Annotated in this window: 11 protein-coding genes; 5 read left to right on the top strand and 6 right to left on the bottom strand. The window is 34.9% G+C overall.

The window, feature by feature from the left end:
* Positions 1-33: 33 nt before the first annotated feature.
* Complete coding sequence (locus AB3G34_RS15455) at positions 34-1,515, bottom strand: helix-turn-helix domain-containing protein (RefSeq protein WP_367756575.1); 1,482 nt, start codon at positions 1,513-1,515, stop codon at positions 34-36.
* A 118-nt stretch (positions 1,516-1,633) separates the two neighbouring features.
* On the opposite strand from AB3G34_RS15455, the gene aceB reads away from it, so the two are divergent.
* From aceB to AB3G34_RS15430, 5 genes are all read left to right on the top strand, one after another.
* Positions 1,634-3,235, top strand: coding sequence for a malate synthase A (gene aceB / locus AB3G34_RS15450; RefSeq protein ID WP_369752954.1), 1,602 nt, complete (start codon positions 1,634-1,636; stop codon positions 3,233-3,235).
* Positions 3,236-3,267: 32 nt separating this feature from the next.
* On the top strand, positions 3,268-4,554 hold the full coding sequence (aceA, locus tag AB3G34_RS15445; protein ID WP_367774090.1) for an isocitrate lyase: 1,287 nt from the start codon (positions 3,268-3,270) through the stop codon (positions 4,552-4,554).
* A gap of 160 nt (positions 4,555-4,714) precedes the next feature.
* Positions 4,715-6,007, top strand: coding sequence for an aminopeptidase P family protein (locus tag AB3G34_RS15440; RefSeq protein ID WP_369752953.1), 1,293 nt, complete (start codon positions 4,715-4,717; stop codon positions 6,005-6,007).
* A 388-nt stretch (positions 6,008-6,395) separates the two neighbouring features.
* Entirely contained in the window at positions 6,396-7,196 is an 801-nt protein-coding gene (locus AB3G34_RS15435; protein WP_369752952.1) for a TIGR00266 family protein, read from the top strand.
* A gap of 251 nt (positions 7,197-7,447) precedes the next feature.
* Complete coding sequence (locus AB3G34_RS15430) at positions 7,448-8,230, top strand: alpha/beta fold hydrolase (RefSeq protein ID WP_369752951.1); 783 nt, start codon at positions 7,448-7,450, stop codon at positions 8,228-8,230.
* On the opposite strand, the gene AB3G34_RS15425 is transcribed toward AB3G34_RS15430, so the two are convergent.
* The 5 genes from AB3G34_RS15425 to AB3G34_RS15405 form a co-directional block, all read right to left on the bottom strand.
* Positions 8,227-8,898, bottom strand: a complete 672-nt coding sequence (locus tag AB3G34_RS15425; RefSeq protein ID WP_367773034.1) for an ATP-binding cassette domain-containing protein — start codon at positions 8,896-8,898, stop codon at positions 8,227-8,229. The two genes, AB3G34_RS15430 and AB3G34_RS15425, sit on opposite strands and share 4 nt — an antisense overlap.
* 410 nt (positions 8,899-9,308) lie before the next feature.
* Positions 9,309-12,074, bottom strand: coding sequence for a PD-(D/E)XK nuclease family protein (locus AB3G34_RS15420; RefSeq protein WP_369752950.1), 2,766 nt, complete (start codon positions 12,072-12,074; stop codon positions 9,309-9,311).
* Positions 12,075-12,138: 64 nt separating this feature from the next.
* Positions 12,139-13,572 (bottom strand): OmpA family protein, encoded by a 1,434-nt coding sequence (locus AB3G34_RS15415; protein ID WP_369752949.1) that lies wholly within the window; start codon positions 13,570-13,572, stop codon positions 12,139-12,141.
* Positions 13,573-13,705: 133 nt separating this feature from the next.
* Positions 13,706-14,899 carry a glycine C-acetyltransferase gene (gene kbl / locus AB3G34_RS15410; RefSeq protein ID WP_369752948.1) on the bottom strand — a complete coding sequence of 398 codons (1,194 nt, stop codon included), beginning with the start codon at positions 14,897-14,899 and terminating at the stop codon, positions 13,706-13,708.
* A gap of 48 nt (positions 14,900-14,947) precedes the next feature.
* Positions 14,948-18,109 (bottom strand): UvrD-helicase domain-containing protein, encoded by a 3,162-nt coding sequence (locus AB3G34_RS15405; RefSeq protein ID WP_369752947.1) that lies wholly within the window; start codon positions 18,107-18,109, stop codon positions 14,948-14,950.
* Positions 18,110-18,267: the final 158 nt, after the last annotated feature.

The raw sequence follows: 18,267 nt of genomic DNA, 5'->3' as shown, positions 1-18,267 counted from the left end.
TATAATTGAGGTTTTTTAATTAAAATATTTTGACTAACTAAATTTAGCCATATACTGCTGTACAATTAAGTCGGTATTTTCATTCCGCTTTTTTTGCTCTAATTGAATGGGTGGCGACGCGCGTTCTTCGCAGTTTTTAACCGCACAAGTTTCACAAGTAACACCAACAATTTGCCTTTTAATACTTTCATTATCGATAAACTTGAATTTCTTTTTCATCGCAGGACTTATTAAAATCCCAACCGATATACTTCTCAAACAATCTTTCTTAAACGGATCATCGGTAGCTGATGAAAAAACCAAATACTCATTACTACTATTGTCGTAACGGGATATTTGAGCGCCAAAATAATGACTCTTTTTTTCGGCAATAGCCGCTTCAATTGTTTTTACAGAAATCCATCTTCGGCAATAATGCTCATTCATTTCATTAGCATGAGGCTCTTGCTGATTGGTAATATGCAATTCTTTTTTTATCTGATAGGTATCCGCTCCTATTTTATGAGAAAGACGCAGGAAAAATAAGTTTTTTAACTGAAAATCCTTTGGTAGAATGTTTGTTAACCTTTGATAAAAAGATTCTGGCGACACATTAAATTGCCCCATCAAATCAATCATTTCTTGTGATGTTGGATTACTCTTAGACAGAAAAATATTGAGCTCCCCTATAAGTTTTTTTCTTGGAATCAACAATGCGCCTGCAAAATAAGAGGCATAAAAATTATTCAAAACCTGATCAAAATTATCGAACTTTATCCAACTAAACGTATACAAACGATCTTGAATTTCTAAATAATTATAGGCAATTTCTTTTGCCAAAATAAACGCTTTTTGCTGTTCATCAATCTCAAGTGACAGCAATAAAGTTTTGCTTTTGGGAACATAAATCGAACGCAAATCCCCCAACTCTTCTTGCTCCGAAAAAACAAGTTCCTGAATCGTATAGCCGTATTCTTCTTTCAAAATTGCCGTTAATTCATCTAACGAAATTTTGTTGTTCATATCAATGTGAAACGCTTTGGAAAAATCCAAAACCTTTTGTTCTAAATCTTCAAAATAATTATTGTGCGCTTCTTGATAAGATCTCAAGGCGGCCAAGAAAAAACTTTCCCTACTTAAATTGTAGTGTTGCGCGATCTCAATAATCGTACTTATAAACGCATTGACTTTGGCTGGAGCATTTGCAATAATATCAATCAAATCATTTTCTTGGATTCCGAAGATGTCAAGCGGTATCTCTTTTAAAATTCCCGATTTCAAAATCTCACCAATAGGAGCCAAATTATTATCCAATTTCAAAGACACCATATGATCGTAAGAAACCTCTAGCTTTTCAGCTAGTAGAATAATCTTATCGGTCTTGGGATATTTTTTCCCCTTCTCTATTTCATTCAAATACGATTTAGAGAGCTCGGTGATTTTGGCTAAACCAAATAGAGACAAATTCTTATTCGTGCGTGCTTGCTTGAGTTTTAACCCAAAAATTAACTTGATGTAATCCTTTTCCATGTTCATATTTCAAATATACGCTAAAAAATAAAAACAGCAAAAAAAAGTTTTTTAAATTTTTAGCGTACGTTCGCTTGTTTTGTAAAAAACTTTTCGTAACATTGTCATGTAAAACATATTAACCATGAAACAATCAACCCACACAATTGAAAAAACATTGCGAATTAAGGCTAATGCCAATCAACAATTCCCAGATGTATTAACTGAAGATGCGATGGAGTATCTAACTAATTTGCATCATCAATTCAACAATCGAAGAATTGTATTATTAGAAGATCGCAAAAAACAACAACTATTATTTGATGCAGGCGCCTTGCCAACTTTTCCATTGGAAACAAAAAACATTCGTGAAAATGAATGGCTAGCCGCTCCCACACCAGACGATTTATTAGACCGTAGAGTCGAAATTACTGGTCCAGTCGATAGAAAAATGGTTATTAACGCTTTGAATAGCGGTGCAAAAACATTTATGGCCGATTTTGAAGACAGCACCTCGCCTACTTGGAGTAATCTAATGCAAGGACAACAAAATCTAATAGATGCTGTAAACAAAACCATCGTTCTGGAAGATGTTTCAAAAAATAAAAAATACCAACTGAATGATACGACTGCCGTTTTACTGGTCCGCCCAAGAGGTTTGCATTTGCAAGAAAAACACATTTTGATTGAAGATCAAGAAACATCGGGCGCACTCGTTGACTTTGGATTATATGCTTTTCACAATTTCAAACAATTGCTAAAAGACGGTTCAGCACCTTACTATTACATTCCAAAACTGGAACATTATCTTGAAGCACGCTGGTGGAATGAAGTAATTGATTTTACCGAGGATTATCTAGGTATGCAAAGAGGAACGATCAAAGTGACGGTCTTGGTAGAAACGATAACAGCGAGTTTTCAGCTTGACGAAATCATATTCGAATTAAAAGAACATATCGTAGGATTGAATTGCGGACGTTGGGATTACATCTTTTCATACATCAAAAAACTAAGAAATAACCCCGCTTATATTGTTCCAAATAGAGACCAAGTAACCATGACCTCACCGTTTATGAGCGCGTATTCGCAACTGGTAATTCAGCGTTGCCACAAAAGAAACATTCATGCAATTGGCGGAATGGCCGCGCAGATTCCGATAAAAAACAATCCAGAAGCAAACACAACTGCTTTCAATAAAGTAATTGCCGACAAAGAAAGAGAAGTTAAAAACGGGCATGATGGCACATGGGTAGCACATCCAGATTTGATTCCGCTTGCCATGGAAGTATTCGACAGAGAAATGCCAACAAAAAATCAGATTCACGTAAAAAGAACCGATTTACACATTACAGAGAGTGATTTATTAGAAGTGCCAAAAGGAACCGTTACAGAAGAAGGCATTCGAAAAAACATCAATGTTTCTATTCTGTACATCGCTTCTTGGCTTCATGGTCAAGGTGCCGCCGCTATTCATCATTTGATGGAAGACGCAGCAACAGCCGAGATTTCAAGATCACAACTATGGCAGTGGCTACAAAACGGAGTCACTTTGGACAATAACAAAAAACTGACCAACAATTATTACCATCGTTTAGCTATGGAAGAATATGAAAAAATTAAAAAACTAGTTGGAGAAGACAGCCACGAAAATGGAGAATATAAACTAGCCGAACAATTGTTAGATGTGCTCGTTGTAAATCCAAATTTTATTGACTTCCTAACTATTCCAGGCTACAAATACTTATAAACAAACCAAAAAAAAATACCAAAAAAAAAGAAATTATGAAAACTAGAGAAGAAAGAATTCAAGCATTAGTTACGGATTGGATCACTAACCCAAGGTGGAAAGGCATTGAGCGCCCATACACAGCTGAAGAAGTAATCAACTTGCAAGGTTCTTATAAAATAGAACACAGTATTGCAAGAATGGGTGCTGAGAAATTATGGAAAAAACTAAACGCTCAAGATTTTGTAGCTGGATTAGGTGCCTTAACTGGAAATCAAGCCATTCAAGAAGTAGAAGCTGGATTAGAAGCTATTTATTTGAGCGGATGGCAAGTAGCTGCTGATGCTAATGTTGCCGGTGAAATGTACCCTGACCAATCTTTATATCCCGCTAATAGCGTTCCGCTAGTAGTAAAAAGAATCAACAATGCATTATTACGTGCAGATCAAATACAGGTTGTAAACGGAGAAGAAAATAAAAAAGATTATTTAGTACCAATTGTAGCGGATGCCGAAGCAGGTTTTGGTGGAAACCTAAATGCATTCGAATTAATGAAATCCATGATTGAATCGGGAGCTGCTGGAGTTCACTTTGAAGATCAATTAAGTTCAGCTAAAAAATGCGGTCATCTAGGCGGAAAAGTATTAGTTCCAACCCAAGAGGCTATTAACAAATTGGTTGCTGCACGTTTAGCAACGGATGTTATGGGAACACCAACATTAATTGTAGCACGTACTGATGCGGATGCGGCAAATCTATTAACAAGCGACATTGATCCAAGAGATGCAAAATTTATTACAGGTGAAAAAACATCCGAAGGTTTTTTCCATGTAAACTGTGGTGTACAACAAGGAATTGATAGAGGGTTAAGTTATGCGCCTTATGCTGATTTGATTTGGATGGAAACGAGCAACCCAGATTTAGCTTATGCAAAACAATTTGCCGATGCCATTCACAAAGAATTCCCAGGCAAAATGTTAGCCTACAACTGTTCGCCTTCATTCAACTGGGCTGCAAAACTTTCCGTTGCAGAAATGGAAACCTTTAGAGAAGACCTTGCTGCAATGGGATACAAATTTCAATTCATCACTTTGGCAGGATTTCATGCTTTAAACACCAGTATGTTTGAATTGTCAAAAGCCTATAAAGAAAGAGGAATGGCAGGATATTCTGAATTACAAGAGCGTGAATTTGCGTTGCAAAAGCACGGATTTAAAGCGGTTAAACACCAAGGCTTTGTAGGGACATCCTATTTTGATGCCGTACAAAATACCGTTACCACTGGAAGATCTTCAACAACAGCGATGAAAGACTCAACAGAAACGGCACAGTTTAAATAAAATAAGTTACTAATTCAATTGCAAAACGCATTGGTTTAAAAAGACTCTTTTTAAGCCAATGCGTTTTTTGTTGTTTTTTACTTAAAATTATCGAATTCATAACTAGAAACAATTTAAACTTAGTATTTTTGAATAAATAAAAGTAAAAAACAAGATCGTTATGAAATACCATCAAATTGACCGTGACTTATTTATAAAAAATCGCGCCAAATTCATGGCTCAAATGAAGCCTAAAAGTGTTGCCGTTTTCAACTCAAATGACATCTATCCTATAAGTGCCGATAGCACCATGCCATTTGCGCAACACCGTGATATTTTTTATTTAAGTGGCGTTGACCAAGAAGAAAGCATCTTATTACTTTTTCCAGATGCTCCTTATGAGCATCAAAGAGAAATATTATTCTTAAAAGAGACGAACGAACATATCGCCGTTTGGGAAGGAGAGAAACTAACCAAAGAACGCGCGTTATCTGTTTCTGGAATCAAAACTGTGTACTGGTTACAAGAATTCGAGAAAGTTTTATTCGAATTAATGACACATTCTGATACGATTTATATCAATACAAACGAGCACTATAGAGCGACAGTAGAAACTGAAACTCGTGAGGCCCGTTTTGTAAAATGGTGGAAAGAAAAATATCCTGCACACACTGTTGCTAAAAGCAATCCTATCCTGCAACGCATCCGTTCAGTGAAAGAAAGTGAAGAACTAGACCTTATTCAAAAAGCATGTGACATCACCGAAAAAGGATTTAGACGCATCCTTTCTTTTGTGAAACCAAATGTAATGGAATACGAAATTGAAGCCGAATTTATTCATGAATTCCTCTACAATCGTTCCAAAGGTTTTGCGTACACGCCAATCATTGGTTCAGGGAATAATGCAAATGTGTTACATTATATCGAAAACAACCAACAATGTAAAGCGGGTGATTTAATATTACTAGACGTAGGAGCTGAATATGCTAATTATTCTAGTGATATGACACGTACGATTCCTGTATCAGGGAAATTCTCTGACCGACAAAAAGCAGTTTACAATTCCGTATTAAACGTTAAAAACGAAGCGACAAAAATGCTTGTTCCAGGAACAATGTGGAAACAATACCATGTTGAAGTGGGTAAATTAATGACTTCAGAATTATTAGGTTTGGGTTTAATCGATAAAGCCGATGTGCAAAATGAAAACCCAGAATGGCCTGCCTATAAAAAATATTTCATGCACGGAACTTCCCACCACATGGGTCTAGACACGCATGATTACGGAATCTTGACTGAACCTATGCAAGCCAATATGGTTTTCACGGTAGAGCCTGGAATTTATATCCCAGCCGAAGGTTTTGGAATCCGTCTTGAGGACGATGTTGTCATTCAAGAAAAAGGAGAGCCGTTCAATTTAATGCGCAACATTCCTATCGAGGCAGACGAAATAGAAAGTTTGATGCATTCGTAAGAAAATAGAATCAAGAGAAAAAAAAAGACGGTTCACAGCAATGTGAGCCGTTTTTTTATATTCAAAGCCCAAATAAACAAACAACCATTAAACAAATAAACGATTAAACATTTTTCTTGGGCGCATCCCGCCTCCGTAAACTCCGGCAGGGTCGGGCTGTACACTTCTAGTCCTCGTCCCTAAAAAACGGGACTGTGGGCTATCCGCTGCCATCCCTTGCGCATTACAACAACGTTAAATTTCCCAAAACAACAATTCTAAAATTACCAAAAAATGTAACTTTATAACTCCATTTGCGTCTTATAAAAAGTATAAAATACAATGAACCTTAATTCCTTAATGGTTAAAAAACATAAATCATCTTTTAAAAATCAATACAATCAAAATTATGACAGCACACGAAATAGATTACCAGATTTTCGGCGAAGAAATGCAGTATGTAGAAATCGAACTAGATCCACAAGAAATTGTCATTGCCGAGGCAGGCAGTTTCATGATGATGGACAATAACATTCAGATGCAAACCATTTTTGGCGACGGATCACAACAACAATCAGGGATTTTTGACAAGCTTTTAAGTGCAGGAAAAAGAGTCTTAACAGGCGAAAGCATGTTCATGACAGCCTTTATCAATCAGCATCACGGAAAAGGAAAAGTCTCTTTTGCATCACCATACCCAGGTAAAATCCTCCCAATTGATCTAACCGAATTTCAAGGAAAATTCATCTGCCAAAAAAGTTCGTTTTTATGCGCTGCTAAAGGTGTTTCTGTTGGTATCGAATTTTCTAAAAAAATAGGTCGCGGCCTTTTTGGTGGAGAAGGTTTCATCATGCAAAAAATCGAAGGAGACGGAATGGCATTTGTACATTCAGGAGGAACGCTAGCCAAAAAAGAATTAAAAGCAGGCGAAGTACTTAAAGTTGACACCGGTTGTATTGTAGGATTCACCAAAGATGTCGATTACGATATCGAGTTCATAGGCGGCATCAAGAATTCCATTTTTGGAGGAGAAGGGTTATTTTACGCCACACTTCGAGGTCCTGGAACTGTTTATGTACAATCATTACCCTTCAGCCGACTAGCCGATAGAATCATAGCCTCCGCACCCAAAGCAGGTGGAAACAGCCGTGACGAAGGAAGCTTACTAGGCGGTTTAGGAAATCTATTGGATGGTGATAATCGATTTTAACAACTAACACTATTCCTCAAACATGTCATACAGCGAAGGAGGCATCTCGCTAGTTTCTCCTATTATGTGATTTCTCCTCCGTCTAAATGACAAAATAACGACAGTTGTTAGAATTAGAAACTAAAAACTTACATGTACTTCTATACTTTATATCGTTTAAAAAACCATCTTGCCTACTATCTTAAAAACTTATAGGATTTAAACGTAATTAAATTACTAATTTTGCTGTCCCTCAAAAACGAAAGTAAAAAGTGAATCACATACAATTCAAAAATACAAGTATTGCCTACTCCGATACTGGAAAAGGAACCGCAATAGTTTTCCTCCATGGTTTTCTTGAAAATCAAAAAATGTGGAACAACCTCATCGCCCCTATTACCAAAAAAAATCGAGTAATCACGATTGACTTATTGGGTCATGGCGAAACAGAATGTTTGGGTTATGTGCAAAGCATGGAAGACAATGCAGATGCTGTTCATGCGGTCTTGGCAGAGTTGCGCATTCGTAAAGCGATTTTCGTTGGGCATTCTATGGGCGGTTATGTTGCTCTAGCTTTCGCCGAAATGCATCCTGATGCCGTAAAAGGTTTAGTTTTACTGAATTCAACTGCAAAAGCAGATAGTGATGAACGAAAAACAAATCGAGATCGAGCAATTAAGGCTGTTAAACAAAGCTACAAAGGATTTGTAAGCATGGCTATAACCAATTTATTCAGTGAAAACAATCGAGAGCGATTAAATGACCAAATTGAAATTGTAAAAAAAGAAGCTTTAAAAACACCGCTTCAAGCTATTGTTGCTTCACTAGAAGGCATGAAAATACGCAAAGACCGAGAAGTTTTACTGCATCTTACTCCTTATCCAAAAATGTTGATTTTAGGCGAAAAAGATCCTGTTTTAGACTACGAAGAAACCAAAGTTCAAGTTGAAAATACCAATGTAGAATTAATTACTTTTCCTGACGGACACATGTCACATATTGAAAACCAAGAAGAACTGACAGGCGTTTTATTACAATTTTTTAAGAAAATTTAGAAATTTCCAGTTCTTAAATATCCTTTTTCAATCAATTCATTTTTATTGGTTAGATGATGGGCTTTTCCTTCTTTCATCAATATCAATTTAGTAGAAATAGCAATTACATTTTCATAATTATGATCTGTAATAACAATTCCTTTCTTTGTTGAATGTTCTTGTAACAAAAGATTGACTTTTTCAATCATTAATGGTGACAAACCGTTATAAGGCTCGTCTAAAAGAACAAACTGAGAAGTATTGTTAAGAATCAGTTTAATTTCGAGATAGCGCAACTCTCCTCCAGAAAGATGATTAATTTTTTTATCCTTGAAAGTCTTAATTATTTCATCATCATTAAAGGCATTTATTTTGCTTTTTTCTAATGTTAGTGCAATTGCTTTGTTAACGGTAAAATGATTTGGAATAAAATTATCTTGAGAGAGGTAACTAATTTGCTGGAACAAATCATTGGTTTTATCTTTCACGACGCCATCAATTCGGACAAACTTGAAATCGGCAATCTCAATTCCGAAAATAATTTTCAGTAATGTAGATTTCCCAGAGCCATTTCGACCTAATAAACCGATGATATCATTCGTTTCACATTTTAAATACACATCCGACAGAATGGATTTATTATCAAACCTTTTCTGAACGCTGTCTATTTCAAGTACATGTTTTTTCAAAATAGTAAACTGATAAAATTAATAGTAAGACTTAGAAAAATGAGAGCTACAAAATTACAACACCAAGCATACAACCAAAGTTCTGTTTTAGAAATATTATTGTTGTAATAAAACAAATATTCGTTTTTAGTATTGATTTCCTTGGCTAATAAACTAACCGCAAAACCAACCGTTAAAAAAGTATACTTGAAAGCAAAAAACCCCAAGTAAAGAACTGGCAGAACACAAAAAGCCAAATTAATGACTAAAGTACTTTTAAAAAATTCAAATATATTGAGTGCTTTTTTGATAGTTGCTCTTTTTTGTAAAGAAAATAAATTTCTAGAATATCAATGACAAAATAATGCTAATTAAAAATCACGCATATGATTCTCAATTATAACTTTTCACATTTCACGTCTCACAATTCACTAAATTATTTTTTCCTCAAATGGTACTTTTTCATCCAAAATTTCCTTTAAAAGCAACACAATTTGTTCTAAATAATTAGCCATAATAATATCGTTTATCACATATTCACTGTCTTTTTCCTCTTTAAAATTAAAAGGTAAAAATCCTGATTTTAAATTCTTAAACGAAATTATCCCTGCTTCAATAGGTTTTGAATCCGCTAGTTTTTCATACATGAAAGCATAGGCCAAAACCTGAATGATCTTATCGTTTTTAATTTCTTCAGTTAGTCCTTTCCACGTTTTCAAAGTCACACTCGACTTCTCTACTTTACCCGTTTTATAATCGATAATTCGGATAGTGCCGTTACGCTCTTCGATTCTATCGACATTCCCTTTTATCAATACAGGAAAAGGCAAGCTTGGGTGCGTTAACGTCCGTTCAAAAGTTTGTTCTAAGGCAATGATTTTGATCGCATCACCTGCTTTGATACTTTCTAATTCCACTTTTAAGAAATTAGACACGTTGCGTTTAGCAACTTCAAAAGCGAGTAGATTTCGCCCTTTTTTAATATCTCCTTCTTTGTATACGGCCTTGAATTGTTTGAGTACTTCAGCATCTATTTGCTTAAAGCAATTTTGAATATCATGTTCGGCTATGAATTTACCAATAAAAGGCTCATACAAGACTTTTAATGTTTCATGAATAATAGTTCCTAACGTATTCAACGCAATATTTTCTTCGACTTCTTCGACTTCGCGAATGCGCAAAATCTTCTGAAAATAAAACTGAATCGGATTCCTGATATAGCTTGTCAATGCCGAAGGTGAAAAACCAACAGTGGCAATTTCCTTTAATCGCGTCATCACTGCTTCCGATTTTTGAATCTTCATTGGCGTATAAGCCGTTTCAGGTAGCACAGCATTGTATATTTCGTGCGTAAGATTATGATTGCGTTGCTTCTCTACTTCTAGCTGTGTAATAAATCGGCTTTTTTCACCTGCATCCAGTCCTTCACTTTCGGTGTTATACAGCAAATAGATGTTTTTTGCACGTTGCAGTAAATGATAAAAGTGATAGGTGTAAATCGCATCTTTTTCTTTGAAAGTAGGCAATCCCAATTCGCGTTTCACATCATAAGGAATAAAAGAATTCTGTGATTTTCCTGCCGGAAACTTCCCTTCATTCATAGAAGTAACAATTACGGTATCAAAATCCAAAACCCGACTTTCAAGGACACCCATGATTTGTAAACCATTGAGTGGCTCGCCTTCAAATGAAACCTCCGCCAAATCAATTACTTGTTTGTAAATAGCATGTAAAGTGTCTATCTTGTCAATATGTTCGTGTTGTGAATAATAATTAATCAATTTATTAATGACCTTAAAAATAGCAAAAACAAAGGCTTTTGTAATTTTTTCTTCTTCATTATCATTACTCAAGTTGTTCTTAATGGTCAGTAATAAACCGGAAATAGTATCTAAAACTGCAATTGACCCTTGCTCCCATTTTTTAAATAATAGTAGAAACAAATCAGTAGGTTCAGGATTTAATTCCATCACCTTTTGATGGGTAATAAATGTATAATTATTTTGATTGATGATAGTAACCAATCCTGATGTTTTGGCATAGGGTTCCACTAATGGATGTGTCAAAATATCCAAGACATCTTTGTAATACAACACATAATTTTTAGCATTACGAGACAGGGCATTGGTGTGCATCTTGAAAAGCTTTGCAATCAAAATTTGAGCTGGATTGTTTTTACTCGAATACCCCATGGTAATATTCAAAGCACCAACGGTTGAGGGTAGCGAATACAAAAGGGGAACTAACACATTTTCCTCACCAAGAACAACTGCTACTTTATCAAGTGAAGCTGAAGGATTCTTGTTGATGATTTTTTCAATTATACTTCCAGTAATTTTGGCCTGACCAATTGTTTTTGGTGTGCCAATGACTTGGATATTTTTTGTTTCCGAAAAATCATTTACAATCCATTCAAAAGGATTGGATTTATAGTGTTTCCAGTTCGCTTTAAATCGTCTTAAAAACAGCCCTGCATCATGATAGGGATCATTTAGAAACGTTTGATCTGCGTCCCAATATATTTTAGCTTGATCAGCAGCAATAAGGTGTTGAATAATTTTTTCTTCAGAAGCATTTAAGGCATTAAAGCCTGCAAAAACGTAATGCTTATCGGTGATTGTTTTCGAAAAATGAATAAGATTTTCTACTGCTTGACGGTAAATTAAACCTTGATAGCCTATCCCTTTTTTTAGCAAATGAGCATATAATGATTGGTAGTAATTGGGCAGTAATTTCCAGAAGTCAATGTAGTTCTCTAGTAGTTGGGTTTTGTTCTCTACCTCTATTCCCCATTTTTTGATATCCTCAATGTCTTTTAGGTAAGACAAAACATGAGTAGGATCTAATAAATAACGGTCAATTTCATTGAAATCTTGCAAAAGCATTTTGGCCCAATTTGCAAATAACTCAAAGGACTGTTGGCTTGAATTTTCGGTAACTGACAAATAAACCTCATAGAATTCAAACAATAATTCAATAGGATCTACCGTACGAATAGCCGCAATATCTTGAATAAAATCCTCAATACTAATAATCTCTGGAGAAAGTACATTAGAGCTTACTTGTTTTTTTAAGGCTTCGATTAAGAATATCTTGGCTCTTTTATTAGGTAAGACTACTATTGTATTCGATAATTTATCGGAATAATCTTTAATTAAAACATGTGCAATTTTATCTAAAAAAGAAGTATTTATCATTTCATAAAAATAAAAAAAACGCCCCGATAAATCGAGGCGTTTTCTATAATTATTTTAGAAGAAATTATTCTTTGATTAAAGAAACTTCAACTCTTCTATTTTGAGCTTTTCCTGTTGCTGTTTTATTAGTAGCAATTGGTTTAGTTTCACCATAACCTGTGTGCTCTAATCTATCAGCAGCAATACCATTTTCAATTAAGTAATTTTTAACGGCATGAGCTCTATTTTGAGATAAATCTTGGTTTAATGCATTAGAACCATCACTATCAGTATGACCTTCAATCATAAATCTAGAATTAGGATATTCTTTTAAGATTGATGCAATAGATTCTAAAACTGTATAAGATTGTTTCTTGAAAGTAGATTTTCCAGAATCAAACAAAATTGTTTTACCATATTCGTTTAATTGTTTGATAACTTCAGCAGTAACTTCAGGACAACCTTTGTTAGCAACAGTTCCTTTTACAGTAGGACATTTATCATCTTTGTCTAATACTCCATCTCCATCAGTATCTGGCCAAGGACAACCTGCGTTTTCTTTTGGACCTGCAACAGTAGGACATTTATCATCTTTATCAGTAATTCCATCACCATCAGCATCTGGACATCCTTTTAAAGCGGCTAAACCAAATACATCTGGACAAGCATCATCTTTATCAGCGATACCATCTCCATCAGTGTCAGGACAACCGTTTAATGCAGCTAAACCAAATACATCTGGACAAGCATCATTTCCGTCGATAATTCCGTCTCCATCAGTATCAGGACAACCGTTGAATTGTTTTAAACCTGCAACTTCTGGACAAGCATCATCTTTGTCGTAAATTCCATCTCCGTCAGTATCTTTTCCTCCAAATTTGAAAGTAAGACCAGCGGTATGTTGGAAGTGAGATGGAGCATCAGGAGTACCTGAAGCATCTTCTCTATCACCAAATGATTTTTTATAGCTTGTTTCAAATGACAAACCTATGTTTTCAGTAAACCATAAAGTTAATCCAGCACCTGGATTTACAGTACCATAACTACTATCTCCAAAGAAAGTATAACCTCCACCAACGTGTAACGAAGGATCGATAACTTTAGAGTTGATTAAGCTCATGAAGCTATATTTAACCGTTGCGTCAATACCATAATACATTAAATCTCCAGGATTAGAAACAACCATTCCACGAGAATCATGACCTGTTGCAGTAGGATCAAATTTTACATATTTTTCAATTTTATTCACAGATCCTTGAACACCAAAAGAGAAATTATCTCCTAGGTATTTAGATATACCAATGTAAGATACAGAAGGAAGAACATTCCAATTATCTTTAACAGCAAATGGCTGAGAAAAATGTTGATCCAACCATCCATTTCCACCACCAGCACTTGTTCTAGTGTCTACGGCATTAACTCCAAAAGAGATAGCCCACGGGTTGTTACTGTCTTGTGCGTGAGAGCTTAACCCCATCACCATCATTGCAGCAACTAAAATTTTGTTAAGATGTTTCATACTTAATTTATTTAATTACAATTTAGTTAATTACAAACAAAAGTAATGCGATATTTATTAATTACAAAACTAAATGTTAAAAAAAACCCTTTAAAATCACAAAAAGTGGCAATTTCATAACTTTCAATAATAATTATACAACATCTAATAAACGTCCAACCTCAATGAAAGCTGAAATCGCCTTATCTAAATGTTCCTTTGTATGTGCAGCAGATAGCTGAACACGAATTCTTGCTTTATCCTTAGGAACTACAGGGAAAAAGAATCCAATTACATAAATTCCTTTTTTCAATAATTCATCTGCCATGGTCTGGGACAACTTAGCATCATATAACATAACTGGTACAATAGCCGAATCACCTTCCACAATGTCAAATCCGGCTTTTTTCATTCCGGCTTTAAAGTAATTCGTATTCCATTCTAATTGATCTCTTAAACTAGTGTCTTTTTCTAAAAGCTCAAAAACTTTAATTGACGCCCCTACAATTGCAGGAGCTAATGAATTAGAAAACAAATACGGTCTTGAACGCTGACGCAACAATTCGATTATTTCTTTTTTAGCTGTAGTATAACCTCCCATGGCTCCACCTAAAGCTTTTCCGAGAGTTCCTGTTATAATATCTACCCTTCCCATTACTCCTTTTGCTTCAAGCGTACCTTTACCAGTTGCTCCTATAAACCCAGCGGCATGACATTCGTCAACCATTACCATTGCATCATATTTATCAGCGAGGTCACAAATTTTATCTAATGGCGCTACAACTCCATCCATTGAGAAAACTCCATCAGTTACAATTATCTTAAAACGACTTCCCGCTTCATTTGCTTTGATTAATTGTTGTTCTAGGTCTTCCATGTTACTGTTTTCATAACGGTAGCGCGATGCTTTACACAAACGAACTCCATCAATAATAGAAGCATGATTCAAACTATCTGAGATTATTGCGTCTCCTTCTTCTAATAAAGGTTCAAAAACTCCACCATTAGCATCAAAAGCAGCCGCATACAAAATCGTATCTTCTGTACCGTAAAATTCCGAGATTTTTCTTTCTAATGTTTTGTGAATATCTTGTGTCCCACAAATAAAACGTACAGATGACATTCCGAAACCATGTGTATCCATAGCATCTTTCGCAGCTTGTATCACTTCTGGATGAGATGACAAGCCTAAATAATTATTGGCACAAAAATTTAAAACTGTTTCACCTGTAGAAATCGTAATTTCTGCTCCTTGTGGAGAAGTAATGATTCTTTCTTTTTTAAATATCCCGTTATCTTCTATTGTTTGTAATTCGTTTTGAAGATGTTCTTTTATCTTTCCGTACATTTTTTATCTTTTTATAAGTTTGGATTTTGCGAATAATTCATTTTTAAGCTACAAATTTACTACATCGATTTCTTTTCCGATGTAAATCAATGATTTTTTTACGACTTTATAACCCATTAACTCAATTGCATATTGATAATTTTCTAATTGCTTTTGATATTTTGCATTATGCCCCCCCGTTTTATAATCTAATAAATAGACTTCATTGTTATTATTCACTACCATACGGTCCGGTTTTATTGTACTTCCTTCTTTTTGAATAATAGTTTGTTCGTTCAAAATAACATTCCCTTCAGCAAAAAAGAATTCCAATTCCCTATGATTAACAATATCCTGGATGGTTTGGTAGACCAACTCTTTTTGTCCAAAATTGATCAATCCGTTTTCAATCGCTTTCTCGACAGCCAAAACGACATCTCCTTTAGTTTTCACAAATGATAAAATTTCGTGTACGACATTTCCATACTCAATGGACTCTTGTTGATGCGTCCCCCACATTAATGCTTCTCGTTGGGCAATCTTAATGTTTTTTGCATCTAACGTCTCAGCTACTACTTCAATCTTTTTTGAAGTATCCACATGTTTTGATGCTGATGATAATTTTGCCGAATTTCCAAATTCATATTCGAATTTCTCTGGTTCAAAACCATCTTTGCTATTCAAATAATTAATAAAGAAAGCTGACATATTATTGGTCTTCACCTCTCCTTTACTCGTTAAGTTCATATTTGAAATAATATACAATTGTTCTTCTGCACGGGTTAATGCCACATATAAAACATTGATATTATCTAATAGCTCTTCTTGTTTTTTTAAATCATAAACTGATTTTGCCTCTTCACCAAAACCTTCAACAGCACTACTATTGTCTATTAAAACCTTAGGCAGACCAAAATCCATTTCGGAAGCATCCAACCACAATTTATCTTTTGGTTTCCTACTATAATCTTCCTCAGCAAAAGGCATAATCACTACTGGAAATTCCAGTCCTTTTGATTTATGTATGGTCATAATACGAACCGCGTTATTCCCTTCTGGTGACGGAATACTAAACTTCTCAGCGTTCTTATCCCAGAAATTCAAGAAATCAGTAATTCCTGCTTGATTACGAACATCACGTTCTAAAACGATATCAAGGAAATACTGCACATACGCTCCGCCACCTTTAGCTAGTTCTGGCGACAAAAATTTTGAAATCACAATTTCTACAGCCTCATACAATGATTTTTTTCGAATGTTTTGAAACGAAAGCGAGATATCAAAACTCGTGAGCCAATTCTCAAAATCCACTTCGTTTTTTTGTTCCATACCTTGGGCGATGAAATCATGAACCGCTAATTTATCTTGAACGTGCTCTGCGATGTAATGCAGAAAATACGCTTTTGCCTCTAAGTCAGCGTTATTTTTTAAGTATTTTAATAGGTGAATGATCAAGCGCACTTCAGTTGCGTTTTGAATCATCAAGGTTTCTGATGACAAAAGTGGAATGTTTTGTTCCGTCAAATAATTAGCAATCGCAACTCCTTGATCTCGTTTGCGAGTCAAAATCACAATATCTTTATACTCAAAACCTTCACGTAACACTTTTTGTATGGTATTTAAAGTCGCTAAAACATATAATTCTGTTTTATCTAGCGCTTCTTCATCGTCTTCACTATTTTCAACTTTTGGAATAAAAGAAATATTCACATATCCACCGGTTTTACTATTCGTTTTTTGATGACTGTGGTTTTCGTACAAATCTTTATAATCTGGATGTTCAAATTCACCAGAGATCAACTTAAAGAATTCATTATTAAAATCAATTACTTGAGAATATGAACGATAATTTTTATCTAAATGTTCTAGCTTTTTATCTGGATTATTAAACGGATTATTGTCTTTGCTTAACTCAATAAACTGTTCCGCTTTTCCTCCACGCCAGCGGTAAATAGACTGCTTGGGATCACCTACAATCATCAAAGTCCCTTTTTCTCCAAAATCATCTTGACCCGAAAGTGCATTGTCAATTAAGGGAATCAAGTTTTGCCATTGCATTTCAGACGTATCTTGAAATTCATCAATAAAAAAATGACGGTAACGCTCTCCTAATCTTTCATAGATAAAAGGCGCTGGCTGGTTTTGAATTTCGCGGTGAATGATGGCGTTAAATTCAGTTATTGAAAGTACATTTTGTTCTTCTTGAATTTTAGCCAATTCATTACTCACCGTATTCAATAAAGAAAGTGGCGTGATATTTTTAAGAAAGGCTTTGTAAAAATCTCTTTTTTCGAAATTTTTATAAATCGTTGCTAGAATCTGGATTAACTCCGGAATTAGATTTTCTATTAAAGCGCGATCTTTGGCGGTTTTATTGATAGCAATATCATCAAACTCGTGAAAAGTCTTATTTTTTGGGTTGAATTTCCCGTCACGAATACTAACCAAATGATTTGGAAAAGTACCTCTAGAAAACGACTTTAAATCGATTCCGTTATTTTCTATTAAAGTCAACATACCTTCCGCTAATGAGGCGTTTTCTTTATCTAAAACTCTACAAGTCTCCTCTAATTTCTTTTTTATTTCGACGAAATCAGCGATGGATTTATCGTGAAAATGAGTGATTTCATTACGGTGATTTTCATTGAGTACCAAGCGACCTGTGTCTAGAATTTCGCGCGAAATATCCCAAGATTTATCGTCATCGGTCTTTTCCATTGTAAAATCGATGAGTAACTTGGTTAAAGTTTCATCTTCTCCTGCTTGGGCTATGATGGCATCTACGGCTTCAATCAATAAATTTTCGGTGTCCAAAGTCACCTCAAAAGTCATAGGTAAATTTAAATCATGTGCAAAAGCGCGAATCACTTTGTGCGTAAATTTATCAATCGTAGAAATATCAAAAGCGGCATAATTGTGAATAATATGCTTGATGATTTGCTTTGATTTGGTTTTGATTTCAATGATAGATAATTCCGTATCAATTGCCAAATCCTGCATTAAATCTTGCGCTTTATTGCTTGGTTCTTCTTTGGCAAATTCAGAAAGACTGCCTACGATTCGGCTTTTCATTTCGTGTACCGCTTTGTTGGTAAACGTAATGGCGAGAATGTTGCGATAGGCATCATTTTTTTTGGCAACAAGAATTATTTTTAAATATTCTTTGACAAGTGCGTAGGTTTTTCCGGAACCTGCCGATGCGTCGTATATGGAGAATGAAGGTCTTTGCATATTGATTTTTGTTTAATCATCATTAAATGTAATACAAAGATTTATAACTTTCTATTGTTTTATAATCTTAATCATGTAAGCCAATAAATTCAACAAAAAAACCTTTGGACTTAGCCTTAGCCAAAGGTTTTTTATAATATTGAAATGTCAGACCAAAT

It is taken from the genome of Flavobacterium sp. WC2409, assembly GCF_041200085.1.
Classification (GTDB): domain Bacteria; phylum Bacteroidota; class Bacteroidia; order Flavobacteriales; family Flavobacteriaceae; genus Flavobacterium.
The sequence above is the reverse complement of the archived record's forward strand: the minus strand, read 5'-3'. Positions and strand labels throughout refer to the sequence as shown.